The sequence below is a fragment of the Mesorhizobium sp. M7A.F.Ca.CA.001.10.2.1 genome (assembly GCF_003998575.1).
GTDB lineage: Bacteria > Pseudomonadota > Alphaproteobacteria > Rhizobiales > Rhizobiaceae > Mesorhizobium.
In genome coordinates this window covers 1-22,181 of sequence record NZ_RZQY01000025.1, presented here as the reverse complement: position 1 = coordinate 22,181, position 22,181 = coordinate 1, and the positions used below count along the sequence as shown (strand labels likewise).

General features: G+C 62.7%; 24 protein-coding genes. 12 read left to right on the top strand and 12 right to left on the bottom strand.

The window, feature by feature from the left end; translation table 11 throughout:
- Nucleotides 1-81 precede the first annotated feature (81 nt).
- The 6 genes from EN964_RS03420 to EN964_RS03395 form a co-directional block, all read right to left on the bottom strand.
- Nucleotides 82-1,278, bottom strand: coding sequence for a serine hydrolase (locus EN964_RS03420; RefSeq protein WP_127268196.1), 1,197 nt, complete (start codon nucleotides 1,276-1,278; stop codon nucleotides 82-84).
- A gap of 236 nt (nucleotides 1,279-1,514) precedes the next feature.
- Nucleotides 1,515-2,549 (bottom strand): extracellular solute-binding protein, encoded by a 1,035-nt coding sequence (locus EN964_RS03415; protein WP_127268195.1) that lies wholly within the window; start codon nucleotides 2,547-2,549, stop codon nucleotides 1,515-1,517.
- A 28-nt stretch (nucleotides 2,550-2,577) separates the two neighbouring features.
- Nucleotides 2,578-3,381: an ABC transporter permease gene (locus tag EN964_RS03410; protein ID WP_127268194.1), complete on the bottom strand. Its 804-nt coding sequence runs from the start codon at nucleotides 3,379-3,381 to the stop codon at nucleotides 2,578-2,580.
- Entirely contained in the window at nucleotides 3,374-4,294 is a 921-nt protein-coding gene (locus EN964_RS03405) for an ABC transporter permease (protein WP_127268193.1), read from the bottom strand. The genes EN964_RS03410 and EN964_RS03405 overlap by 8 nt, the downstream gene beginning before the upstream one ends.
- Nucleotides 4,294-5,388, bottom strand: coding sequence for an ABC transporter ATP-binding protein (locus EN964_RS03400; RefSeq protein WP_127268192.1), 1,095 nt, complete (start codon nucleotides 5,386-5,388; stop codon nucleotides 4,294-4,296). Before EN964_RS03400 ends, EN964_RS03405 begins: the two co-directional genes overlap by 1 nt.
- Nucleotides 5,389-5,529: 141 nt before the next feature.
- Complete coding sequence (locus EN964_RS03395) at nucleotides 5,530-7,209, bottom strand: amidohydrolase (protein ID WP_127271425.1); 1,680 nt, start codon at nucleotides 7,207-7,209, stop codon at nucleotides 5,530-5,532.
- A gap of 260 nt (nucleotides 7,210-7,469) precedes the next feature.
- Between EN964_RS03395 and EN964_RS03390 the strand changes: the two genes are divergently transcribed.
- The 4 genes from EN964_RS03390 (at nucleotide 7,470) to EN964_RS03375 (ending at nucleotide 11,215) form a co-directional block, all read left to right on the top strand.
- Nucleotides 7,470-8,126, top strand: a complete 657-nt coding sequence (locus tag EN964_RS03390) for a TetR/AcrR family transcriptional regulator (RefSeq protein WP_127268995.1) — start codon at nucleotides 7,470-7,472, stop codon at nucleotides 8,124-8,126.
- 26 nt (nucleotides 8,127-8,152) lie between these two features.
- Nucleotides 8,153-9,184 carry a histone deacetylase family protein gene (locus EN964_RS03385; RefSeq protein ID WP_127268994.1) on the top strand — a complete coding sequence of 344 codons (1,032 nt, stop codon included), beginning with the start codon at nucleotides 8,153-8,155 and terminating at the stop codon, nucleotides 9,182-9,184.
- Nucleotides 9,185-9,737: 553 nt separating this feature from the next.
- On the top strand, nucleotides 9,738-10,448 hold the full coding sequence (locus EN964_RS03380; RefSeq protein ID WP_127268993.1) for a helix-turn-helix transcriptional regulator: 711 nt from the start codon (nucleotides 9,738-9,740) through the stop codon (nucleotides 10,446-10,448).
- Nucleotides 10,445-11,215: a response regulator transcription factor gene (locus EN964_RS03375; protein WP_127271428.1), complete on the top strand. Its 771-nt coding sequence runs from the start codon at nucleotides 10,445-10,447 to the stop codon at nucleotides 11,213-11,215. Before EN964_RS03380 ends, EN964_RS03375 begins: the two co-directional genes overlap by 4 nt.
- 34 nt (nucleotides 11,216-11,249) lie before the next feature.
- Here the strand turns inward: EN964_RS03375 and EN964_RS03370 are convergent, their stop codons facing one another.
- The 6 genes from EN964_RS03370 to motA are packed head-to-tail and all read right to left on the bottom strand — an operon-like array spanning nucleotide 11,250 to nucleotide 16,088.
- Nucleotides 11,250-11,687, bottom strand: coding sequence for a hypothetical protein (locus EN964_RS03370; protein WP_127268991.1), 438 nt, complete (start codon nucleotides 11,685-11,687; stop codon nucleotides 11,250-11,252).
- Nucleotides 11,684-12,766, bottom strand: a complete 1,083-nt coding sequence (gene flhB / locus EN964_RS03365) for a flagellar biosynthesis protein FlhB (RefSeq protein WP_127268990.1) — start codon at nucleotides 12,764-12,766, stop codon at nucleotides 11,684-11,686. The genes EN964_RS03370 and flhB overlap by 4 nt, the downstream gene beginning before the upstream one ends.
- 9 nt (nucleotides 12,767-12,775) lie before the next feature.
- Complete coding sequence (locus tag EN964_RS03360) at nucleotides 12,776-13,786, bottom strand: flagellar motor switch protein FliG (RefSeq protein ID WP_127271430.1); 1,011 nt, start codon at nucleotides 13,784-13,786, stop codon at nucleotides 12,776-12,778.
- Between the two features lie 43 nt (nucleotides 13,787-13,829).
- Nucleotides 13,830-14,216 carry a flagellar motor switch protein FliN gene (gene fliN, locus EN964_RS03355; protein WP_023809994.1) on the bottom strand — a complete coding sequence of 129 codons (387 nt, stop codon included), beginning with the start codon at nucleotides 14,214-14,216 and terminating at the stop codon, nucleotides 13,830-13,832.
- 16 nt (nucleotides 14,217-14,232) lie between these two features.
- Nucleotides 14,233-15,180, bottom strand: coding sequence for a FliM/FliN family flagellar motor switch protein (locus EN964_RS03350; protein WP_127269588.1), 948 nt, complete (start codon nucleotides 15,178-15,180; stop codon nucleotides 14,233-14,235).
- Between the two features lie 32 nt (nucleotides 15,181-15,212).
- The gene (gene motA / locus EN964_RS03345; RefSeq protein WP_127271433.1) at nucleotides 15,213-16,088 is read right to left on the bottom strand and encodes a flagellar motor stator protein MotA; all 876 of its coding nucleotides are present in this window, start codon (nucleotides 16,086-16,088) and stop codon (nucleotides 15,213-15,215) included.
- 146 nt (nucleotides 16,089-16,234) lie between these two features.
- Here motA and EN964_RS03340 point away from each other — a divergent pair, with 146 nt between their 5' ends.
- The 8 genes from EN964_RS03340 to flgG all read left to right on the top strand — a co-directional run.
- Nucleotides 16,235-17,356 carry a DUF1217 domain-containing protein gene (locus tag EN964_RS03340; RefSeq protein WP_127269590.1) on the top strand — a complete coding sequence of 374 codons (1,122 nt, stop codon included), beginning with the start codon at nucleotides 16,235-16,237 and terminating at the stop codon, nucleotides 17,354-17,356.
- Nucleotides 17,357-17,363: 7 nt separating this feature from the next.
- A complete protein-coding gene (gene flgF, locus EN964_RS03335; protein ID WP_127269591.1) occupies nucleotides 17,364-18,086 on the top strand; it encodes a flagellar basal-body rod protein FlgF in 723 nt (240 codons plus the stop codon).
- A 3-nt stretch (nucleotides 18,087-18,089) separates the two neighbouring features.
- Nucleotides 18,090-19,493, top strand: coding sequence for a flagellar protein export ATPase FliI (gene fliI, locus EN964_RS03330; RefSeq protein ID WP_127271435.1), 1,404 nt, complete (start codon nucleotides 18,090-18,092; stop codon nucleotides 19,491-19,493).
- On the top strand, nucleotides 19,480-20,319 hold the full coding sequence (locus EN964_RS03325; RefSeq protein WP_127268378.1) for a hypothetical protein: 840 nt from the start codon (nucleotides 19,480-19,482) through the stop codon (nucleotides 20,317-20,319). Before fliI ends, EN964_RS03325 begins: the two co-directional genes overlap by 14 nt.
- Before the next feature lie 79 nt (nucleotides 20,320-20,398).
- Complete coding sequence (gene flgB / locus EN964_RS03320) at nucleotides 20,399-20,779, top strand: flagellar basal body rod protein FlgB (RefSeq protein ID WP_027038255.1); 381 nt, start codon at nucleotides 20,399-20,401, stop codon at nucleotides 20,777-20,779.
- 2 nt (nucleotides 20,780-20,781) lie between these two features.
- Nucleotides 20,782-21,198: a flagellar basal body rod protein FlgC gene (flgC, locus tag EN964_RS03315; RefSeq protein ID WP_013529797.1), complete on the top strand. Its 417-nt coding sequence runs from the start codon at nucleotides 20,782-20,784 to the stop codon at nucleotides 21,196-21,198.
- The gene (locus EN964_RS03310) at nucleotides 21,198-21,524 is read left to right on the top strand and encodes a flagellar hook-basal body complex protein FliE (RefSeq protein WP_127268379.1); all 327 of its coding nucleotides are present in this window, start codon (nucleotides 21,198-21,200) and stop codon (nucleotides 21,522-21,524) included. Before flgC ends, EN964_RS03310 begins: the two co-directional genes overlap by 1 nt.
- Nucleotides 21,525-21,535: 11 nt before the next feature.
- Nucleotides 21,536-22,181, top strand: a 646-nt coding sequence (gene flgG, locus EN964_RS03305; RefSeq protein WP_127276160.1) for a flagellar basal-body rod protein FlgG, incomplete at its 3' end; no start/stop codon positions are given.

Here is a 22,181-nt window from a genome sequence, read left to right as displayed (position 1 = left end):
CGCCGGAAGCCATAGCGGGTCTCGAACACGGTCTTGCCGGTCATGGCGTTTCCTTCCGGGTCGTTTTTTCTTTGTGGGGGCTCAGCGAAGTGCCGTGGCGATAGCGTGCACGGCCTTCAGCGTCGCTATGGAATAGGCACCATTGGCGAAATCCGGCCAGGTCGAAAGCTTCACCACGACCATTCCGGTGTTCCAGTCGATATGGATCATCTGACCGAACACGCCGCGGCACATCAGTGCGCGCGAGCGCGGATCCTCGATCCAGAACTGGTTGCGATAGCTGCCCTCCGGCAGGCTGGGGCTGAAGTCCGGCCCATGCCTGCCGTTGCGCGTCGCCTCGACCCAGCCGGCCGGCACGACGCCGCCACCATTGTCGAGGATCAGCTGGCCGAAGCGGCCATAGTCGCGCAGCGTCGCGTTGAAGCCACCGTCGGCCACCGCATAGCCGGCGCTATCGACCGTGAAGCAGGCGCTTTCATCAGCGCCGAGCTTTTGCCAGAGTTCTTCCGAAACCACCTGCGGCAGCCGTTTGCCTGTCACCCGCTCCATGATGAAGGCAAGCACGTCGGTCTCGATCGAGCGGTATTCGAATTGAGCCCCGTGCGGGCGGATCGTGTCCTTCAAGCCGAGGATCAGCTCGAACATGTGCGAGGGCCAACGAAAGGCCGGATCGCTGTCCAGCGGCACCGGCTTCCAGCCGGTGGCGACATCGACCTGGCCGATGTCGGAATAGCGGTCGGTATATTCCTCTGAGAAACGGACGCCGCTGGTCATGTCCAGCACATGCTGGACGCTGGCGCCGGTCCAGCCGGTAACGCCGAGTTCCGGCAGGTAATCTGTTACCAGTCTGGCCGGATCGATCAGGCCGCGCCCGACCAGTATGCCGAACACCGAACCGGTAACGGACTTCGCCATCGACTGCGACAAGTGCAGCGTGCGCTCATCCATGCCGTTGAAATAGCGCTCATAGGCGACCTTGCCGTCCTTGAGCACCAGAAAGCCGTCCGTATAGGTCTCGTCGAGCAACCCGGCGAGCGTCGTCGGCATGCCCTCGCTGTCCTCGACCGCCAGCCCGTCGAGATCAACCTCGGCGCGTTCGAAGCGGTGGCGATGGCCATTGCCGCGCCAGACTTCGGCGGTCGGCAGAATTTCACGGATGTGCTGGAACGCCCAGCGGTTCCACGGCGGCCGGTCCCAGTCGAGCTTCGGCGGTACCATGGCGGGCGGCGAGCCCTGCATGATCGGCGGCCGCGCGTCGCTGTTGCGGTATGACTGCATGAGAATCCCCTGCCGCCGCATGCCGCTCTTCAGTTCACTTGAATGAGGGCGGTCTGCACAGCGGACGAAAAAGCCCCCGATTGGGCCTTTCGAGTGACGAACGCCCGACGCCATGGCGAAGAGCAATGCCGGCAGGCCAGGTGAGGGGCGGCGCGAACGCTGCGAATTCAGCGCTACCCCTCATACGGCCCTTGACCCGCCGTCTTCCAACTCGCGCGGAAGAAGGCGGAGTGCCGCTATTTCTGAACGTCCGTCCAGATGCGCGTGTAGAGTTGCTGCACCTCAGGCGAGCAAGGGGTGAGGAACTCGCCCGCTTTCTCCAGTTCTGGCGGTACCACCAGTTCGGGCGCATCCTTCATGTCGGCTGGCAAGAATGCCTGCGAGCCCTTGATGCCATTGGCATATTTGGCGAAGGCGGAGATCATGGCGGCGTTCTCGGGATCCATGATGAAGTTCATGAACAGCTTGGCGTTGTCGACATTCTTGGCATCCTTGAGGATGGCAACACTGTCCATGAAAAAGGGGAAGCCCTCCTTCGGGTAGCCGAACTTGATGTCGGGGTTCTTGATGCGCGAGCGCATGATGGCGCCGTTCCAGTAGTAGACGGCCGAATAGTCGCCGGCCGGTAGCTTATCGGTCACGCTATAATCCATGGCCAGCCATTTCGGCTTGGCCTCCACCAGCTTGTCGCGCACTTTCTTGAGCAATTCCTTGTCGTCCGTGCACCAGTTGCCGCCCAGATACTTGATGGTGGCGAACAGCACGTCGTTCATTTCCGGCGCGACATTGATCTTGCCAACCAGTTCCTTCGGCGGATCGAGGAAGATGGCCGAGGTGTTGATGTCGCCGTCATAGACCTTTGTGTTGACGCCGATGCCGGTCACGCCCCACTGCCACGGAACCGTATAATGACGGCCCGGATCCCAGGGAACGTTCACCCAGCGCTCGTCGACATTCTTGAAGTTCTCCATCTGGTCGGGCCGGGCCTCAAGCAGAAGCCCTTCCTTCACCCAGATCGGCACGTAGTTGGCCGACGGCACCACAATGTCGAAGCCATGACCACCGGCGCGTACCTTTGCTAGCGCGGTGTCGTTGGAGTCGTAGTCGGTGGTCGTCACCTTGACCTTATAGGTATCCTCGAACTTCTTGATCATCTCGGGGCTAGTGTAGTCGCCCCAATTAAAGATGCTGAGTTCGCCTTCCGCATACGCGCTGCCCGCAAAGGCAAACATTGCGAATACCGCCGTGGCAGCCGTGGTCTTCCATTTCATTGCTATTCTCCCGTTTGGCAATCGTTGGTTATGGCTTGCGCCTATTGACGAAGTAGAACACGGTTACGAGCACCACCGACAGCGCAAGAAATACCGTGGCGATCGCATTGATTTCCGGGCTCGTTTCGCGCCGCAACTGGCCGAGCATGTAGGTGGGCAGCGTATCCTGGCCGCCGGACTTGACGAATTCGGTGATGACCACATCGTCGAGCGAAATGACGAAGGCGAGCATGAAGCCCGCGATGATGGCCGGCCTCAAGAGCGGCAGCGTCACGAAACGGAAGGCTTTCCAGGGCGTGGCGTATAGGTCGGCGGCTGCGCGCTCCAGCGTCAGGTCCATGCTGTCCAGCCGCGCCCGGATCGGCAGGTAAGCGAACGGGATGCAGAAGGCGGTGTGGGCGGCGATCAGGTAACCGAGTCCTGAGTAACCGGTCCAGACCTTGATGCGCGAGAACACGATCAGGAGCGCGACGCCGGTGACTATCTCCGGCACCATCAGCGGCTGGTTGATGAAGGCGTATTTGAAGGTAAGGCCGGGATAGGGCCGCGTGCGGGTCGTGGCCAGAGCAGCCATGGTGGCGGCGATCGTCGATAGCGCGGCGGCCGAGACTGCCAGCACGAGCGAGCGGACGGAGGCGTCCTGCACAGCCGAATTGTGCCAGGCCGAAATAAACCAGCGCAGTGAGACGCCATCCCAGCGCGAAAGCGAATCCGCCGTGTTGAACGAATAGGTGACGAGCGCCGCGATCGGCAGATAGAGCGCGAAGAAGGTCAGAAGCGCCATGAACCCGAAGCCGGGTTGCGCCTGGATGTCGAACGGACGCTTAGCCATGGGCTCCCTCCGACCGGGATGCGTTGCGCACGTAGAACAGGAGCGCGATCATCACCAGCACCATGAGCGTAATTGAGATGGCCGCGCCAAGCGGCCAGTTACGGCCTGCGCCGAACTGCAGTTCGATCAGGTTGCCGAGCATCATGTTCTTGCCGCCGCCCAGCACCCGCGGAATGACATAGGCGCCAAGCGAGGGAATGAAGACCAGTATCGAGCCGGCTATGACGCCGGGCTTGATCAACGGGAAGACGATGCGGCGCAGAACCTGCCAGCGACCGGCGTAGAGGTCATATCCGGCCTCGACCAGCCGGAAGTCGAGCTTCTCCATCGAGGCGTAGATCGGCAGCACCATCAGAGGTAGGTAGACATAGATCATGCCGAGCAAGATGGCCGCGTCGGTATTCATGATCTGCAGCGGTTGCTTGATGATGCCGAGCGCCATCAGCGCGGTGTTGACCAGCCCTTCGTTGCGGATCACCTGCTGCATGGCGAAGGTGCGGATCAGGAGATTCGTCCAGAACGGAATGGTGACGAGGAAAACCCAGACCTCGCGCGTCTTCGGCGGTCGCGTGGCGATGAAATAGGCTGTGGGGAAGCCGAAGAACAACGTCAGCACGGTGGTGTAGAACGACAGGCTTATCGAACGCCAGAAGATCGACAAATGCGCATCGGCGAAGGCCAGAGTGTCGTCGAAGATGTCGCGCTGCAACAGCACCGACAGCCAGCCATCGGTGGAGAATTTCCACACCACGCCGCCATAGGGCCCCGGCGTCAGGAAGGAATAGATCACGACGATCAGCAGCGGGCCGGACGCCGCCAGGAAGATGATGATCAGTGCCGGCGCCGACAGCACCCACCGATCGCGGATATCTCTGCGTTCGGCTTCCTTGGCGACTTCTTCCGCGCTCGCCATCAGTCCCTCACCACTTGCGCGGCGTCATTGCCGATCACGATGCCGACCTTGTCGCCGCGCTCGAAGCCGCAACCGGCGCTGCGCGTGTTCTGCTGGCGCACGGTGAAGACCTCGCCGCTGTCGAGCCGCACATGTATATGAGTGTCGGTGCCGAAATAGACGATGTTGTCGACAGTGCCGGACAATTCGCCCTTGTCCTTGGTCAGCTTGGCATGCTCGGGCCTCACCACCACGGTGGCGTTGTCCTTCGGCTGGAAGCCCTCGGCAACGGTCGCCTCGATGGTCGCGCCGGATTTGAGTGTGGCGCGCGCCTTGCCATTGCCGATGTTCGAGACCGCGGCGGTGAGAAAGTTGGTTTCACCGATGAAGTCGGCGACGAAGCGCTCCGCCGGCTTGTCGTAGATGTCCCACGGCGAGCCGACCTGCAGGATCTTGCCCGCCGACATCACCGCAATGCGATCCGACATCGTCAGCGCTTCTTCCTGGTCATGGGTGACGAAGATGAAGGTGATGCCGGTCTCATGCTGCAGTCGTTTCAATTCGATCTGCATGTCCTTGCGCAGCTTGAAGTCGAGCGCCGACAGCGGTTCGTCGAGCAACAGCACCTTCGGCTGCGGCGCCAGCGCCCGCGCCAGAGCCACGCGCTGCTGCTGGCCGCCGGAAATCTGGCCGGTGCGGCGGCCGGCGAGAGCTTCCATCTTGACCAGCTTCAGCATCTCGGCGACGCGCGCCTTGATCTCGGCCTTCGGCTTGCCCAGCATTTCCAGGCCAAAGCCGATATTGTCGGCCACCGTCATATGCGGGAACAGCGCGTAGGACTGGAACACGGTGTTGACCGGCCGCTTGAAGGGCGGCAGCGGCGCGATGTCCTGGCCGTAGAGCAGGATCTCACCGGCGGTTGGAAAGTCGAAGCCGGCGATCAGCCTGAGCAACGTCGTCTTGCCGCAGCCGGATGGCCCCAGCAACGTGAAGAATTCGTTCTCGCGGATAGATACCGAGACCGTGTCGAGGGCAGCTACCTGCCCCTCACCTGATCCGAAAATTTTTCTGACGTTTACTACTTCAATCGCATTCCGATCCGGTTTGTCCGGCACGATTACGCCTCACTGTTGACCCCGCTCTTGCTGGCGGAGCTCTTCCCCTGTTCGATGTGACCACATGGCCGGTGGGTTGGCAAGCCCGGCATTGGGTCACAGTTCAATCAGTCATTGAGGCCTGCAAGCCCCATGCCATAGTCAGGCCTGATAGGTGACCTTGCCGCCGCAAATCGTCGTCACCGGCCGCACCTTGTGCAGGTCGGCCGGGGCGGTGTTCTCGATATCCATCGACAAAACCACCAGATCGGCCATGTAGCCTGATTTCAGCGTGCCCTTGCGGTGCTCGGCGAATTCGGCGTAGGCGCCCTCGATCGTGTAACCGGCGATCGCTTCATGCAGTGAGAAACTCTGGTCCGGGTCTCTTTCTGCCCACGGTTTGCGCAACACTGCCGCCTGAATGCCCAGGATCGGATCGATCGGCGACACCGGCCAATCCGATGCGAAGACGACATGCGCGCCGGCATCCTTCAAGGTCCGCCACGCATAGCTCAGCGGCCAGCGCGCCGGCCCGATGCGCGATACCGTCGGCTCCAGTGGAAAATCCATTGCGCCCGGCGGATGCGGCGGTTGCATGGAGGCAATGACGCCGAGTTCGGCGAAACGCGGCACATCAGCGGTGGTGGTGACCTCGATGTGCTCGACGCGGTGACGGCTGTCGCGCTTGCCGTTCGCCTTCTGCGCCGCCTCATAACCGTCGAGCACCGCGCGCACCGCGCCGTCGCCGATCGAATGCACGGCGATCTGCAGCCCGCGTCTGTCGACCGCGACGGCCAGATCGATGAACTGTTGCGGCGTGAACAGCGGCTCGCCCACCCAGTCGAGCCGGTCGGCATAAGGCTCGACCATGACAGCTGTCCAGGAATCGAGAACGCCGTCGTAGAACACCTTGACCATGCCCGACGACAGCCATTCGCTGTTGTAGCGTTCGGCCATATCAGACGCCTTGTCGAGCATGTCGAGCGTCATGAAATTCTTGTAGTGGAACGGGATCTTGACGCGGCAGGGCAAGCCTTCCTCGGCGTCGATCTCGGCCAGCAGCTCAAGCTGATAGAGATTGCCGTCCATGTTCTGGATCGAGGTGATGCCGTGGCGGGCGCACCAGGCGAGCCCGCGCCGCATGATGTCGCGGTCGGCGTCCCGCTCCGCCGTCGTCGGCATCGGGTCCGGCTCGCCGCCGGTCGACAGCCCCAGCCGCACCCGGCCTTCGCCGGCAAGATCGAGCACCGGGCCAAAGGCCTCGCCTTCGCGCAATTCACCGGCGGCCAGACCATCGTCACCCATGACGATCTCATTGCCCGGACCAAGCGTGCGCCCCTGCAGGATGCCGGCCATTTCCAGCGCCTTGGTGTTGGCCCACATGGTGTGATGGTCGGGCGCCGCCATGCAGAACGGGCGATCGGGCAAGATGGCGTCGAGGTGATGGCGCGTCACGCGCTCGCTGCCGAGCACGGTGTAGTCGACGCCCTGGCCGACCAGCATCTTCGCGTCGGGCCGGGTCGGCGCATAGTCGCGGATCGCCTTCTGCAGCGCCTCGAAGCCATGAATACCGGTGAGTTGAAGGTGGGCAAGTTCAGCCCCGCCCGAAAACAGATGCATATGGGCTTCGATGAACCCCGGGACCACCGAACCGCCCTTGGCGTCGATGACCCTGGTGGCCGGTCCCTTGAACTCTTCGATGGAGGCGCGGCTGCCGATGGCGACGATTGCGCCATCCTTGACGGCGACAGCCTCGGCGGTGGGATTGTCGTCGTCCATGGTCTGCACGAGACCGTTGATGACGATCAGATCCGCATTGTGACCCGCACCTGTGACAGACATCGCGACTCCGCGCTTTTGACGACTGACTGGGACCGATAAACCCTCTTGTCCAACAACCTGCCACCCCACCGGAGCGACGCCATGGACGAAAAAGAATGCCAGTGCGCTGTCTTGGAAATTCCCCTTGTCATCCCGAGAGGCAGCGTGGATAAAGAATGCGACTGATTATTCGCGTTTGTCAACATGCCGAATCTGGAATGTATTGTGGACAGCAAGCTCCCACCATGTTGAGACCGGGCGGGGAACGAGGACATCGGACAGTGAAGCGCAGTCTCGATCGCAAAACCAGGATAGCGCTCGAACCGCGCAAACAGCCGCGGCAACAACGCTCCAGCAAGGTGGTCGACCGGATTCTCGACGCAGCGCTGGTCTTGACGCGGGAGCAAGGAACCAAGACGCCCACGACGCTCGCCATTGCGCAGCGCGCAGGCTTGTCGGTTGGTTCGATCTACCAATACTTTCCCAACAAGGAAGCCATTCTTCTGGACCTCGCCCGGCGCTGGCTGTCATCCTTTCCCGAGGTGATCGCCAAGCGTATCAAGGTCGCCCCGCCCACCAACCGTGAAGAGTTTCGGCGCGAAGTGCGCAAGCTCTTCATCGACACGTCCAGACTCTACCTCGAAAACGCCAGCCTGATGCCGGTGATCGAGGCCATTTCAGGCAATGCCGACCTCAGGCCGATCCAGAACGAATATGACGAGCAGATCATCGCGCTCTACGCCGCATGGCTGCAGCATGTGAACCCGGCGCTTGAAGACAAGATCGCCAGCCGGCTCGGCGTGCTGATGATGGACGTCGGGCACGCCTGCCGGCTTGTCGGGTTGAAAAGCGACCGCAAGACATACGACCTCATCGAGGATGATGTGGAAAGAATGTGGCTCGCTCTGGTGAGCCCTTATCTCAATCTTGAATCTTGACTGATTTCGCACTTCGAGAGGAATTTATGAAGACTGTTTTCTCCCCCCTTCACGCCGGCCATGCCGGCCAAATGGAACTGGTCACATCAGCCATCGTGCCGGGTTTCGAAAAGCCATCGAGGGCCGAATTCATCAAGGCACGGGTCGAAAGCGAGAAACTGGGTCCCATCATCGCGCCGCACGAACATGACCTCGCCGCCGCCAAGCGCATCCACAAATCGGACTATATCGACTTTCTTCCGACGGTCTGGCCGCAATGGCTGCAAGCAGGCCTCACGGGCACGGCGATGCCCTTCACCTGGCCGACGCGCGGCCTGCGCGGCGACGTGCCGCCAAAGCGCGTCGACGCACTGCTCGGCTATTATTCCTTCGATGCCGGCGCCACCTTCGTCGAAGGCACATGGGCTGCGATCAAGTCTTCTTACGATGTGGCGCTGACCGCCGCCGGCCTGGTCAAGGATGGCGAGGCTTCCGCCTTCGCGCTCTGCCGTCCGCCCGGCCACCATGCCGGGGCTGGCTTCATGGGCGGCTATTGCTACATCAACAACGCCGCCGTCGCCGCGCAATGGTTCCGCGACCAGGGCGCCAAACGCATCTCGATCCTCGATGTCGACTATCACCACGGCAACGGCACGCAGGAGATCTTCTACGACCGTGCCGACGTCCAGGTGCTCAATCTGCATGGCGATCCGATGGTCGAGTACCCGTTCTTCCTCGGCCATGCCGACGAACGCGGCGCGGGTGCCGGCGAAGGCTTCAACATCAACTATCCGATGCCCTTCGGCACCGACTGGGATGCATGGAACGCCTCGCTCGAGGATGCCTGCGCCAGGCTCACCGCTTATGCACCGGATGTCGTCATCGTCTCGCTGGGTGTCGATACGTTCGAGAAGGACCCGATCAGCCAGTTCAAGCTGAAGACATCTGATTATCCAAAGATCGGCCGCCGCATCGGCGGGCTCGGCCTGCCGACGCTGTTCGTCATGGAAGGCGGCTATGCCGTCGAGGAGATCGGCATCAACGCGGTCGGCGTGCTGACCGGGTTCGAGGATCGGTAAATGCCTGTCGTCCCGGAGCATCTAGCGGTTTTGGGACAACGACAGGCATAAGCAAGGGACGGCCGGGACCGGGCGGCAACATCGCCCGGTTCCCACTATCGGGCCAAGGCACCAGCCTTCGGCACGGCAACCGGCGCGCCCATCTGTTCAATGCTCCCGAGCCTGGCGAAATCGACCGGCCGCCGAAATGGCCGGCGAAGGTTTTCGCGTCCCGGTCTTCTGTTCCGAGGCGCGAAAACCGACCTCTGAGTCGCACGTGTGTCCATCGGATTCGATTTTGTCAAATCGCGTTTGATGTCAGATTCAACTGCGGGTAGATTAGACCCGAATCAGCCGGTCCTTGGGGGGCGCGGCGAACACCCAAAGTCTCTTGTTCCGGAGCTTTTCCGGCACCAGACGCGGACGGCTTCGCGTTCCCTGAATGGATTCGGGATTTGGTTCGGCGCAGCCCTGCGCCACGCGTGTGTCTTCGTCAAAGTAATGCGTATTCGGGTTTGGCGGCTGGCTTCCAGCATCCGGACAGCAGAAACGATTCCGGCCAAAAGCAACAAGAATGAGCAGTCCCGCCGCACTTCTTCAATCCGACACATTGGGCTCGCGCCTGACGTCGCGCGGCGATCTCACCAGCTTTTTCATGCAACTGACCGCCGAGATCGGCGCCGACAGCTACATGTTGGTCGCCATTGTCCACGACCAGGACCGCAACGATGCGCGCATCGTCTCCTCCAACTGGATTTTCGATGCCATCGAGCTGATCGGCAAGCGGCTGATCGCCGGGCTCGCGCAAGGCGCGCTCACCGTCGCGCCAGGTATCCGTCCACATCCGCTCGTGGCATCCCGGGCACCAGAAACAGACGGATTGATCACCGGAGAGGAAGCCCGCCTTCTCGACGTGCTCGGCCATGCCGAAATCTATTCGCTGCGCCTTAATGTCGGTCGCCAGCGCCTGTTCGCCCTGTTCTCTGCGGCGACCGCCGGCAGCATCGACCAGCCGGCGTTGATGCGGGCGCAACTGAAATGCTGCTACGCGCTCTCGCACATCCCGCAACTGATTGCCGCTGCCGCCATGCAGGATCCGTTGTCGGATCGGGAGCGCGAATGCCTGTTCTGGGTTTCCGAAGGCAAGACCACCGACGAGGTCGCCGTCATCCTTGGCGTCTCCTCCAACACCGTCAACAGCTACATCACCCACGCCATCCAGAAATTCGCGGCCAGCAACCGCGCGATGGCCATCGCCACGGCGATCAGGAGCGGCATCATTTGAAACACGCCGATATCAAGGAAACGGCCGAAGCCCTTTTCAACGAGCAGCGCAACCCGTTCGGAGCCTTCACCCTTGGCTCCGAAACCCATCACGCGGTCACCATTCCCGATGCCGTGCGCCGCTGCCGCTGGATCGCCGTTGACATGAATGCCTCGGCTTTCGGCCTCTTCTTCGTAAGCCCCTCGCCCGAGCGGGCGCGGCTCGTGCCATGCTTTGATTCCGACTATCCGGGCATTGCCGTGGCGACCAAGTTCATCTCAGGCGCCAACGGCGAGGAGATCGTGCGCCACACCCGCCTCTCGACCGAACCGCGCTGGTGGACGGATGACGGCGTCCTTGCCATGGTGGAGCTGTTTACCACTCTCGCCTGGACCGAGCAGATGGCGGCGCTGGTGCCCGGAACCAGCGGCATCGCTTTTCCCGTGCACGCCGACCGCGGCCAATGCGGTCTTGTCGTATTCCTGGGCTCGGAGATGACCTTGCAGCAGGATGCGCTCTACGAAATACACGCCCGCTGCTTTTCGCTGTTCGCCGCCGTCGCCCGCATCCGTCCGGGCGATACCGGCCGCATGCGGGCAATCTCCAAGCGCGAGCTCGAATGCCTTAAGCTGACCGCCAACGGCAACACCAGCGAAGAGATCGCGCGGCTCCTGAAACTATCGGTGCACACCGCTAACCAGTATCTGACCCAATCGACCCAGAAGCTCAACGCCGTCAATCGCAACCAGGCCGTGGCCAAGGCGCTGCGGCTGGGCTTGATCGAATAGGGGTTTTCGACAGGCAGCTCGATAGCGACCGACGTCAGCGATAGGCGAGCGGCTCGACCTTGCGGATACGCGCCTGTTCGATCACCGCCTCGAGCAGCGCCGTATTGTGCTCCGGGTCTTCGCCCGGCTTCTCGAACGACACGTAGTTGACCGCCACCGAAGCGCCGAGCTCGCTCAGCGTCAGCTGGAAATAGACGGTGACGCCGGGCGGCCTCAGTTCCAGATCGAGCACGATGCGCGGGCTGCCGCTCCAGTCGACATGCGCCTCACCACCATGGCCAAGCCGCAGAGTGCCCGGCATGAAGAACAACTCGACCGCTGAATCGACCAGGTCCGACAGGCACGCGAAATGCTCCAGCCGGATAAAGGCGATGTAGTCGGCGACATCGATCAGCCTGAGTTCCCCCACCACCTGCTCGATGGCGCTGGCGACTATGATCTCGCGAGATTTTGCGTGTGGTTGCCGGTTCATGAAATCTGTCTGCGCTCAGCCTTTTTCGAGTAGACGATCCGCACCAGTTCGGCGACGGCCTGGTAGAATTGTGACGGGATCACACTATCGACCGAAACTTGCTTGTACATGGAGCGGGCGAGCGCCACGTCCTCGAAGACCGGGATGTTGTGTTCCCGCGCGATCTCGCGGATTTTCAGCGCCACCAGATCCTGCCCCTTGGCCAGCACCATGGGTGCCGAGTCCTCGTCGCGCACATATTTCAGCGCGATCGAGAAGTGCGTTGGGTTGGCGATGATCAGCGTCGCGCGCGGCACCGCCGTCATCATCCGCTTGCGCGCCCGGTCGCGCGCCAGCGAGCGCAGCCGCGACTTGACGATCGGGTCGCCCTCGGACTGTTTGAACTCGTCCTTGACCTCCTGCTTGCTCATGCGCAGATCCTGCTTCCAGTGGAAGCGCGACCAGACGATGTCGATTGCCGCGATCAGCCCCATGACGAAGACGATCGCCACCAGGATGTCGACGGCGATGCCGCGGATGACGAGACCGAATGCGACCGGATTGGTGATCATCCCGGCGAGCAGCTTTCGGTGGTCTTCCGACAGCGTGAAGCTCAGCACGACGATGGCAAACCCGACCTTGCCGAGTGACTTCAGGAACTCGACCCAACCCTGGATGCCGAACAGCCTGTTCCATCCCTTGGCGATCGAAATGCGCGAGAGTTGCGGCCGGATCCGCTCGCCTACGAATTGCGGCATGTTCTGGAACACCGAGGCGCCGATGCCGGCGACGGTCAGCAGCACCATCAGGCTCAGGATGGCGCGGCCAACCTCGAGGAGGACGATCTTGTAGAGCGCGATGACGTCGGTCTCGGTGTCCATCGGCCAGGCTTCCGGCTTCTCCAGGAACATCGACAGGAACATGCCGAGATCGATGATCGCATCCTTGGCGTAGAAGACGGTGAACACCAGGATGGCAACGAACGAGGCAAGGAGCGCTGTCTCCCGCGAATGGGGCAGTTTGCCCTGTTCGATGGTGTCGCGGATCTTCTTTTCCGTCGCCTCTTCGGTTTTCGAATCCTTGTCGACCGCGTCAGCCATGGCGCGGCCTTAGGCGGCGTCTTGGGTCGAGGGCAGTTCGAAGGCGCCTTCGCGCGACAGCCGGATCGTCGTCGTAACGATCGTCTTGCGGGCCGCCGTGATGTCGGCGAGAGGGACCCCGTCCGAGCCCTGTCCGAGTTCGGCTTCGATCATGCGCCGCGAGCGGGCGCCGATGGCCGACAGCACCGATTCTGCGAGTGCGGCCGAAGTGCCGCGCAGGGCCAGCGTGACCAGTTCGGTCGAGAGCCCGTCGAACAGCAGCACCCGGGCTTTCTGGGTGAGCAACGGCAAGTCGTCGAAAGCAAACAGGCGAGCCCTCACACCGTCGAGATCAGGCGTGCCGGCTGCTTCCAGATCCTGCATGACCTCCTCGAGCAGCGGCTTGTCGAGTTCGTTGAGAACGCTGGCGACACGCGCCTGCCCGGCCGAGGTGTCCTTGGTCGAGGTTTCCGCCAGCACGCTGGCGCGCAGCCGGTTTTCGACGATCCTGGCGGCAGCGTCGGGAACATTGGCCATCGTCACCATGCGCTTGATGATTTCTCCACGCATCGGCTTGGTCAGTGTCAGCAGCACGTTGGCCGCCACCTGCGGCGCCAGCTTCGACAACACCATGGCCGCCGTCTGCGGATGCTCGCCGGCCAGGAAGGCACCAAGCCGCGCCGGTTCGAGCTTTTCGAGTTCGGGCCAGATCGGCGGCGGGCCTTCCGGTGCGACCTCGAATTTCTTGTCGCCCATGATCGCGCTCATCTCTTCGGGCGAGAGCGATTCGTTGAGGATGGTGTCCATCCTGTCGGCGGAATCGAGCAATCCCGCCCCTTCCGTGAACTCGGCCTCGAACTCGGCGACGATGCGCTCAAGATCGCTTTGCGGAATCGTCCGCAGCAGGCGGGCGCCCTCGATCAGGGCCTTCAGTTCTTCCTGCTTGAAGAATTTCAGCAGGCGGCTGGCCGACGGCTTGCCCATCGCCACAAGTATGGCGGCCGCCTTCTGCGCGCGGGTCAAGGTCACCGGCGTCGTCATGCCACTCGCCTCCGCTGCCACCGGCAAGCCCCGCAAACCATGTCTAGGCGCCCTTCGTGCCGGCGATGATTTCGGTCAGCCTGATGCCGAACCGCGACGGATCGCTTTCCAGCACGGTGATCTCGCCGCGCGCGATCTTGCGGCCGTTGACCACGACGTCGACAGGTTCGCCGATGCGGCGATTGAGCGCCACGGTCGACCCTTTTTGCAGCGCCATCAGATCGGAGACCGGCATCTCGGTGCTGCCGAGGATGATCTGGACATCGACGGGGATGTTCATGATCACGCTCGAATTGGCTGATGAGGCCGCCCTGAAGGCCGCATCGGGGCGTTGCTCCTCTTCATGCAGGACACCGCGCAACTCTTCGATGGCGCGATCGAGTTGCTCGTCCGGCTGGTCGAGGTCGGCTTCCGCCTTGGTTTTGGCCATGATCGTCTCCAAATGCTCAGGCGCGTCCGGCGGCAGCCGGCATCAGCCCGTCGATAAAGTCCTGCCCGGCGTCGTAAGGATGCCTGATCCGGACGGTGTAATTCTGTCCCAGTTTGCCGAACTCGCATACGAACAGCGTCTTGCCCCGTGCGCTGAGACGCGCCTGGGACTGGGCCGTTTCCTCGAATTCGATGACGTCGCCGATTTCGAAACCGGCGAGATCGCCGAGCGTCAGCCGCGCCAGCGGCATCGTGGCCTCGAGCGCCACGGTGGAGCGCATCACCTCTTCCGAAAAGCGGGCGCGCCAGCTGGGGCCGTGATCGTCGTCGCTGACAGGCACGGCTCCGTCGCGGCTGGCCAGCACGACGCGCTGCGGCATCGTCACCGTGACGGTGCCACTATCGGCCGGCGTCGAGATGCCAAGCACGATGCGGATTGCCGCGCCATCGCGCAGCACATACCGCTTCGCCTCGGTGCCGGACATCGCTCGCGGCGCGGGCAGGCGCAGGTCGAGCGAGCGCTTTCCCGATCCGTTGAGGGCCTGCGCGACCTGCTGGAACACCATGGTCGAAACATCGATTTCGATCTGCGACAGATCGCGTTCGATCGGCGATGCCGGCAGATCCGGGTCGCCGCCGAACAGCGTGCAGACCATGATCGCGATCGCCGGAGCATCGATCACCAGGGTCATCGCATCAGAGGACGCCGACGAGCCGATCACGGTCATGGCGAACGTGTCGCCGGCACGCGAACGCGCCTCGGGAACGCGGCTGACCTCGATCGCTTTGAGGTCGACGACGACCGGAACGCCAAGCTCGCTGGTCAGGCTTTTCTGCAACAGCGGTACGGCGCGTTCGGCCATGGCGCGGCCTGCGTCGATGACCTGCGCGGCCTCGCCGCTGTCGCCGACCAGACGCTCGATGATCAGCGAACGCGCTTCCGCTGGGCTGCCCGGACTGGTCATGACAGTGCTGGGACCGATCTATCGCGCATCGTTCAGGCGGCCTTCTTTTCGACGGCACCGGTATTCATCGTGCTCTGTTCGACGGCATCGATCGTCGGCCGTTCATAGGACGAGATGGTCTTGCGGCCGAACTCGATCGCTACCTGCGGCAGCGCACCGTTCATGTAGGCCAGCAGTGTCTGCTTGACGATGATATAGAGGCGGTTCTTTTTTTCGCGCACCGTCTTGATCTTGGTCGCGACCGGTCCGACCACCGAATAGGACAGGAAGATGCCGAGGAACGTTCCGACAAGTGCGGCACCGATCAGACCGCCGAGGATTTCCGGCGACTGGTCGAGCGCGCCCATCGCCTTGACCACGCCGAGCACGGCGGCGACGATGCCGAGCGCCGGCAGGCCATCGCCCACCGCCACCATCGCGTGATAGGCCTTCATCTTGTCGGACCTGATGGTCTGGATCTCTTCGTCCATCAGCGCCTCGATCTCGTGCGAGCGGGCATTGCCGATGATGATGATACGGCAGTAGTCGCAGATGAAATGCGTCAGGTCATGATTGTGCAGCACGGTTGGGAACGCCTGGAAAATCGCCGACTCTTCTGGATTGTCGATATGCGCCTCGACCTCGCTGCGGGATTTCGACCGCAGCTCGCGCATCAGCGAGTGCAGCACGCCGAGCGTCTCGAGATAGTCCTGTTCCTTCGGCACCGCCTGCTTGAAGGCTTCGAGAATGGCCTTGCCGGTGTCCTTGACCGTCTTCATCGGATTGGCAACGAGGAAGGTGCCAAAAGCCGCACCACAGATGATCACGACCTCCCATGGCTGGATCAGCACGTGAAGATGGCCGCCCATGGCCATGAAGCCGCCAAGGACGCAGCCGAGCGTTACCACCAGTCCAATCAGAATGCCCACGACAGGTCCTTCCGCATTTCACATCAGGAGCTAGGGATAGTCCCCGTGCCTTGTGTGAGGCTTGAATCGAGGGCTTGGAAGCGATTCAGTTTCGCGCAAGGAAGTAGGGGTATTGTGCCGGCATAGCTTCGGCCGGAGGCACGTCTTTGCTCAATACCTTTACGAGCTACCAGCTCATCACCAAGGACATTTCAAAATCGATCGACAGGATCGAGCAGCAGCCCGTGGTTGATCGCGACACCAAATATTATCTCGCGAATATCACCAAGGTGAAATCGATCGACGATTTCGTCAAAAACGACCGTTTGTTCAAGTATGCCATGAAGGCCTACGGGCTGGAGGACATGGACTACGCCAAGGCCTTCATGGTCAAGGCACTCAAGGAAGGCGTCTCCGATCCCGACAGCTTCGCCAACAAGCTGACCGACAAGCGTTACGCCGAATTCGTCAGCGCCTTCAACTTCGCCGCCAACGGCGCCGATGCGACCATCTACAACAAGACACAGCAATTGGTGACCAAGAACTATGCCATCCAGGCCCAGATCGCCGGCCTCGATCCCAATTCGGCCTATGTGAAGGGCGAGACGACATACTATCTTGCCAACATCACCAAGGTGAAGTCGATCGACGATCTGATGTCGAACAGCCGGCTCTACACATACGCGCTGGCGTCATTCGGTCTCGACTCGGCGACGGAGGACAAGGATCTCATCAAGCGGGTTCTGCAAGGCGGCGTCCGCGACCCCCACAGTGTCGCCAACAAGATGACGGACAAGACCTATGCCGCGCTTGCCTCCGCCTTCAACTTCGAAGCCTATGGCGAAAACACCACCACCATCAATCCGGCGCAGCAGCCGACCGTCGACAAATACATGCGCCAGACCCTCGAAGAGGATGCCGGTCAGGCCAACCAGGGCGTGCGGCTGGCGCTTTACTTCGATCGCAAGGCCCCAACCATCACCAGCTGGTATGACGTGCTGGCCGACACCGCGCTTGCCAGTGTCGTGCGCACCGTGCTCGGCCTGCCCGATTCCTTCGCCACCGCCGACGTCGACAAGCAGGCGCAGCTGTTCGAGCAAAAACTCGACATCTCGGATTTCTCCGACCCCGAGAAACTCGGCAAGTTCCTGACCCGCTTCACCAGCATGTACGAGATCAACCACCCGACTTCATCGGCCGTCACCTCGGTCAGCGTGCTATTTGCCCAGCCACTCACCGTCGGCATCTCCACCGACCTGATGATGGCCATGCAGAAATTGAGGTTCTGAGGCCATCATGCGGGACAGCCTGTACGTCGCCCTTTCGTCGCAGATCGCGCTCGAGCGGCGCCTCGACACCATCGCCGACAACGTCGCCAACGCCTCGACGATCGGCTTTCGCGCTACCGGCGTGAAGTTCGAGGACGTCGTCTCCGGCACCGGGCAGAAATCGGTATCCTTCGCCTCCCCGGGCAAGACCTACCTTTCCGGCGCCCACGGCGCCTTGAGCGAGACCGGAAATCCCTTCGATTTCGCCATCCAGGGCGATGCCTGGTTTGCCATAGAGACGCCGGTCGGCACCGTCATGACCCGCGACGGCCGCTTTTCGATGAACGAGAACGGCGAGCTGATGTCGATCGAGGGCCACCCGGTGCTCGATGCCGGCGGCTCGCCGATCCAGCTTGATCCCCGCAACGGCCCACCCAAGGCCGGGGCCGATGGTTCGTTGCGCCAGAACGATCAGCTTGTCGGCTCGATCGGTCTCTACAATTTCGACCCAGGCCCGAACTTCGTCCGCTACGGCAATTCCGGCATCGTTCCGGCACGCACCCCGGAGCCTGTCACCGACCGCTCCGATGTCGGCGTCGCCCAGGGTTTTCTCGAAGAGTCCAATGTCAATCCGGTGCTGGAGATCACCCGGCTGATCATGGTCCAGCGCGCCTTCGAGAACACCGCCGCCCTGATGCGGCAGACCGACTCGTCCACAGACGAGGCGATCAAGACGCTCGGCTCGAAATAATCCATGTCGCTCGACCAACCATCCCTGCGCGCACCCGAAAGACAACTCCAGCCGGCGCCGGAAGACCGGCTTGCCGCGCTGGAACGGGTCTGGCGGCGTTTCGCCGACGCCGAGGCGCTGCTCAAGCGCGGCGGCCGCGTCATCGAAGTCACGCCCACGCACTACAAGGTGCACGGCCTTTCCGGCTTCGCCAGGCTGGGCGACATCGTCGAGCAGCGCGGCGATGCCGGTGCGCGGCGCGGCGAGATCGTCAAGATCGGCCGCGACGAGGCCGTCGTGGCACCCTTCGAACGCAGCGCCGATTCCGGCATCGGTGATGCCGTTTTCCGCCGAGGTCCGCTCGTGGTGGCGCCGCATGCCTCGTGGCGCGGCCGCACCATCGACGCACTCACCAGGACGATCGATGGCGGCCCGCCGCTCGCCCGGGGAGACGACACATCGCGCGGCGCCCAGACGACGCCGGGAGCCATGGCGCGGCAACGCGTCGGCACTGCCTTCATGACCGGCGTCAAGGTCATCGACATCTTCACGCCGCTCTGTTTCGGCCAGCGCCTTGGCATCTTTGCCGGCTCCGGCGTCGGCAAGTCGACGCTGCTCGCCATGCTCGCCGGCGCCGACGCATTCGATACCGTCGTGGTGGCGCTCATCGGCGAACGCGGCCGAGAAGTGCGTGAATTCCTCGAGGATACTATCGGCGAGAGCATGGCCAAGACCGTCGCCGTCGTCGCCACCAGCGACGAAAGCGCCATGATGCGCCGGCGTGCGCCGGACACCGCCATGCGCGTCGCCGAGCATTTCCGCGACCAGGGGCATCGCGTTTTGCTGGTGCTGGATTCGATCACCCGCTTCGCCCACGCCCTGCGTGAGGTGGCGACGGGGACCGGCGAGCCGCCGGTCGCGCGCGGTTATCCGGCCTCGGTGTTCACCGAACTGCCCAAGCTGCTCGAACGCGCCGGGCCGGGCGGGGAAGGCAAAGGATCCATCACCGCCATCATTTCCGTGCTGGTCGACGGCGACGATCACAACGATCCGGTCGCCGATTCCGTGCGCGGCATCCTCGACGGCCATGTCGTGCTCGACCGTGCGATCGCCGAACAGGGTCGCTATCCCCCCGTCAACCCGCTGTCGTCCATATCGCGGTTGGCCGGAAAGGCCTGGAGCGTAGAACAGCGCGCGCTGGTGACAAGGCTGAAGTCGATGATCTCGCGCTTCGAGGACACGCGCGATATCCGGTTGCTTGGGGCCTATCAGGGGGGCGCCGATGCCGAACTGGACATCGCCGTGCGCCAGGTGCCGCTGATCTATGAGGCGCTGACGCAAGCGCCGAAGGATCGCCCGTCGACCGACCCGTTCTCCGATCTCGCCCGCCACCTCAAGAGCAAGCTGAAGGCCGATGCCGGAGACTGAACGCGAATATACCGAGCGCATCCTGCGCGACATGATCGCCGAGGCCAACGCCGTGGAGCAAGCCGAGGCTGACGAAGCGAGAACCGCCAAGGCAAAGGCCGCCCGTGACATCGCAGCCAAAGCCGAGGCCGTTCTGGCCAGAGCCGTCAAGCCAATCCTGCCACGAGCTGGCAAAGCCGATCCTGATCTGGCCAGGCCCGTCGAACCCGCTCTGCCCCGGGCTCCCCAGGCGGTGGCTGCCGAGATGACGCAGGCCAGCCGCGACTCGCTGATCGACGGGCTGTTCCCGCGCACCGAATGGCCGCAGCCGCCAAAGGCACCGTTTCCCCGACTGAAGAAGAAGTCCGACCGACGCAGCGATTTCGTCATAGCCGCGCTCGGCATCACGCTCGGCCTGATCTGCGCCCTGTTTCCCTGGTACATCTTCTTCAACCAGGACCAGTTTGGCGTCCAGGCGATGAAGTTCGGCGGCACCGGCTCCAATTCCGGGCGAGCGGGCGGCGGCGTGGTCGCGCAACGCAGCGCGCCGCTGACGGCAAAGGATATTCCCGCGGCCAATCTCGATCTTCTTGCCACGGGGACGGTGCGGGACGACGCCAATCCCGCAGCCGCACCCGACGAGCAACCGTTTCCGGCCGACGCGGCGAAATTCCGCATGGTTCATGTCGCTAACGGCCGTGCCATGATCCAGGACGACGCTGGCCTCTGGATCGTCCAGCGCGGCTCGATACTGCCTGACTCCAGTCAGGTGTCCTCCATCGAGCAGCGCAACGGCAAATGGGTCATGGTCACCAGTGCCGACCGGGTGATCGAACTCTCCAGATAAACGATCTCCGGCTCCCGCCATCCGCAAGGCCCGCGCAAGACTGGCGGCCTAGTCTCTGGGTACCTGCTCGGAGATTCCCATGGAGCCCGTTTCCCTTTTCGACCTCGCCGCCAAGCAAGCGCAATGGCTGGCCGTGCGCCAGTCGGCAGTCGCCGGCAACATCGCCAATGCCAACACGCCAGGCTATACGGCAAACGATGTCGAGCCATTCGAAAAGGTGCTCGACCGCGCTGCCGTATCGCTGCAGGCGACCCAGGCCGGCCATCTCGGCAATGCGGCGACCAATGCCGGCTTCACCATCAAGCCGCAGGAGAATGACGGCGTCGTCATGCCGTCCAAGAACTCGGTCGTTCTGGAAGACCAGTTGCTGAAAGCCGGCGAGGTGCGCCGCTCCTTCGAACTCAACACGGCGATCGTCAAGGCGTTTCATACGATGATGATGATGGCGGTGAAGAGCTGACCATGGACGCACTGACCGCAGCCCTCAAAGTCGCAGCATCCGGCCTCGGCGCCCAGTCGGAGCGCCTGCGCGTGGTTTCCGAAAATCTCGCCAACGCCCAGTCGACCGGCACCGCGCCCGGCTCCGATCCTTATCGCCGCAAGACCATCAGCTTCGTCTCCGAGCTTGACAGGGCCTCCGGCAGCTCAACCGTTGCAGTGAATTCGATCGATCGAGACCCCAGCGACTTTCCAGTCGAGTTCCAGCCCGGCAACGAGGCAGCCGACGAGAAGGGCTACGTCAAGATGCCCAACGTCAACGTGCTGATCGAAATGGCCGACATGACCGAGGCCAACCGCTCCTACGAGGCCAACCTTCAGGTCGTCAAGCAGGCCCGCGACCTGATTTCCATGACCATCGACCTGATGAGGAACCAGTAATGATCAGCGGTATCGGAGCGCTTCAGTTCAAGCCGTCGATCGGCGGCGACGACACGGCCACAAGCCTGCTCCAGGGCGGTGCGACACCTTCGGCCGGCGGCACCATCGGCACCTCCTTCGCCGAGGCGCTGAGCCAGGCAGCCTCCAAGACCGTGAACACGCTGCAGAATGCCGAGCAGGTATCGTTGCAGGCGCTCAAGGGCGACGCCGACACCCGTCAGGTGGTCGACGCCGTGATGAGCGCGCAGCAGGCGCTTCAGACCGCCGTCGCCATCCGCGACAAGGTGGTTTCCGCCTATCTCGAAGTCAGTCGAATGGGCATCTGAGGAATTCCGCCATGAAAGCACTCGCCATCGCCGCCACCGGCATGAATGCCCAGCAGACAAATCTGGAAGTCATCGCCAACAACATCGCCAACATCAACACCACCGGCTACAAGCGCGCCCGTGCCGAATTCTCCGACCTGCTCTATCAGGTCGACCGTACACAAGGCGTGCCCAACCGCTCCAACGCCTCGCTGGTGCCGGAGGGCGTCTCGATCGGCCTCGGCGTCAAGACGACGGCCGTGCGCAACGTGCACACCCAGGGCGAACTGACCAGCACCGGCAACAGTTTCGACCTGGCGCTGACCGGCAGGGGCTGGTTTCAGATCGAGGGTGCCGACGGCGGCACGCTCTACAGCCGCGCCGGAGCTCTCAACACCAACGCCACCGGCCAACTCGTGACGGTCGACGGCGCTGCCGTCATTCCGGCAATCAATGTTCCCGTGGATGCCGTCGAGGTCATCGTCAACAAGACCGGCCAGGTCTTCGCCCGCATCGATGGCCAGACCGACCTGCAGAACCTCGGGCAGCTTCAGATCGCCAACTTCGCCAACGAGGCCGGCCTGGCGCCGCTCGGCGACAATCTGTTCCAGGAAACCACGGCTTCGGGGCCGGCGAATGTCGGCGTGCCGGGCGATCCCGGCTTTGCCACCATCCAGC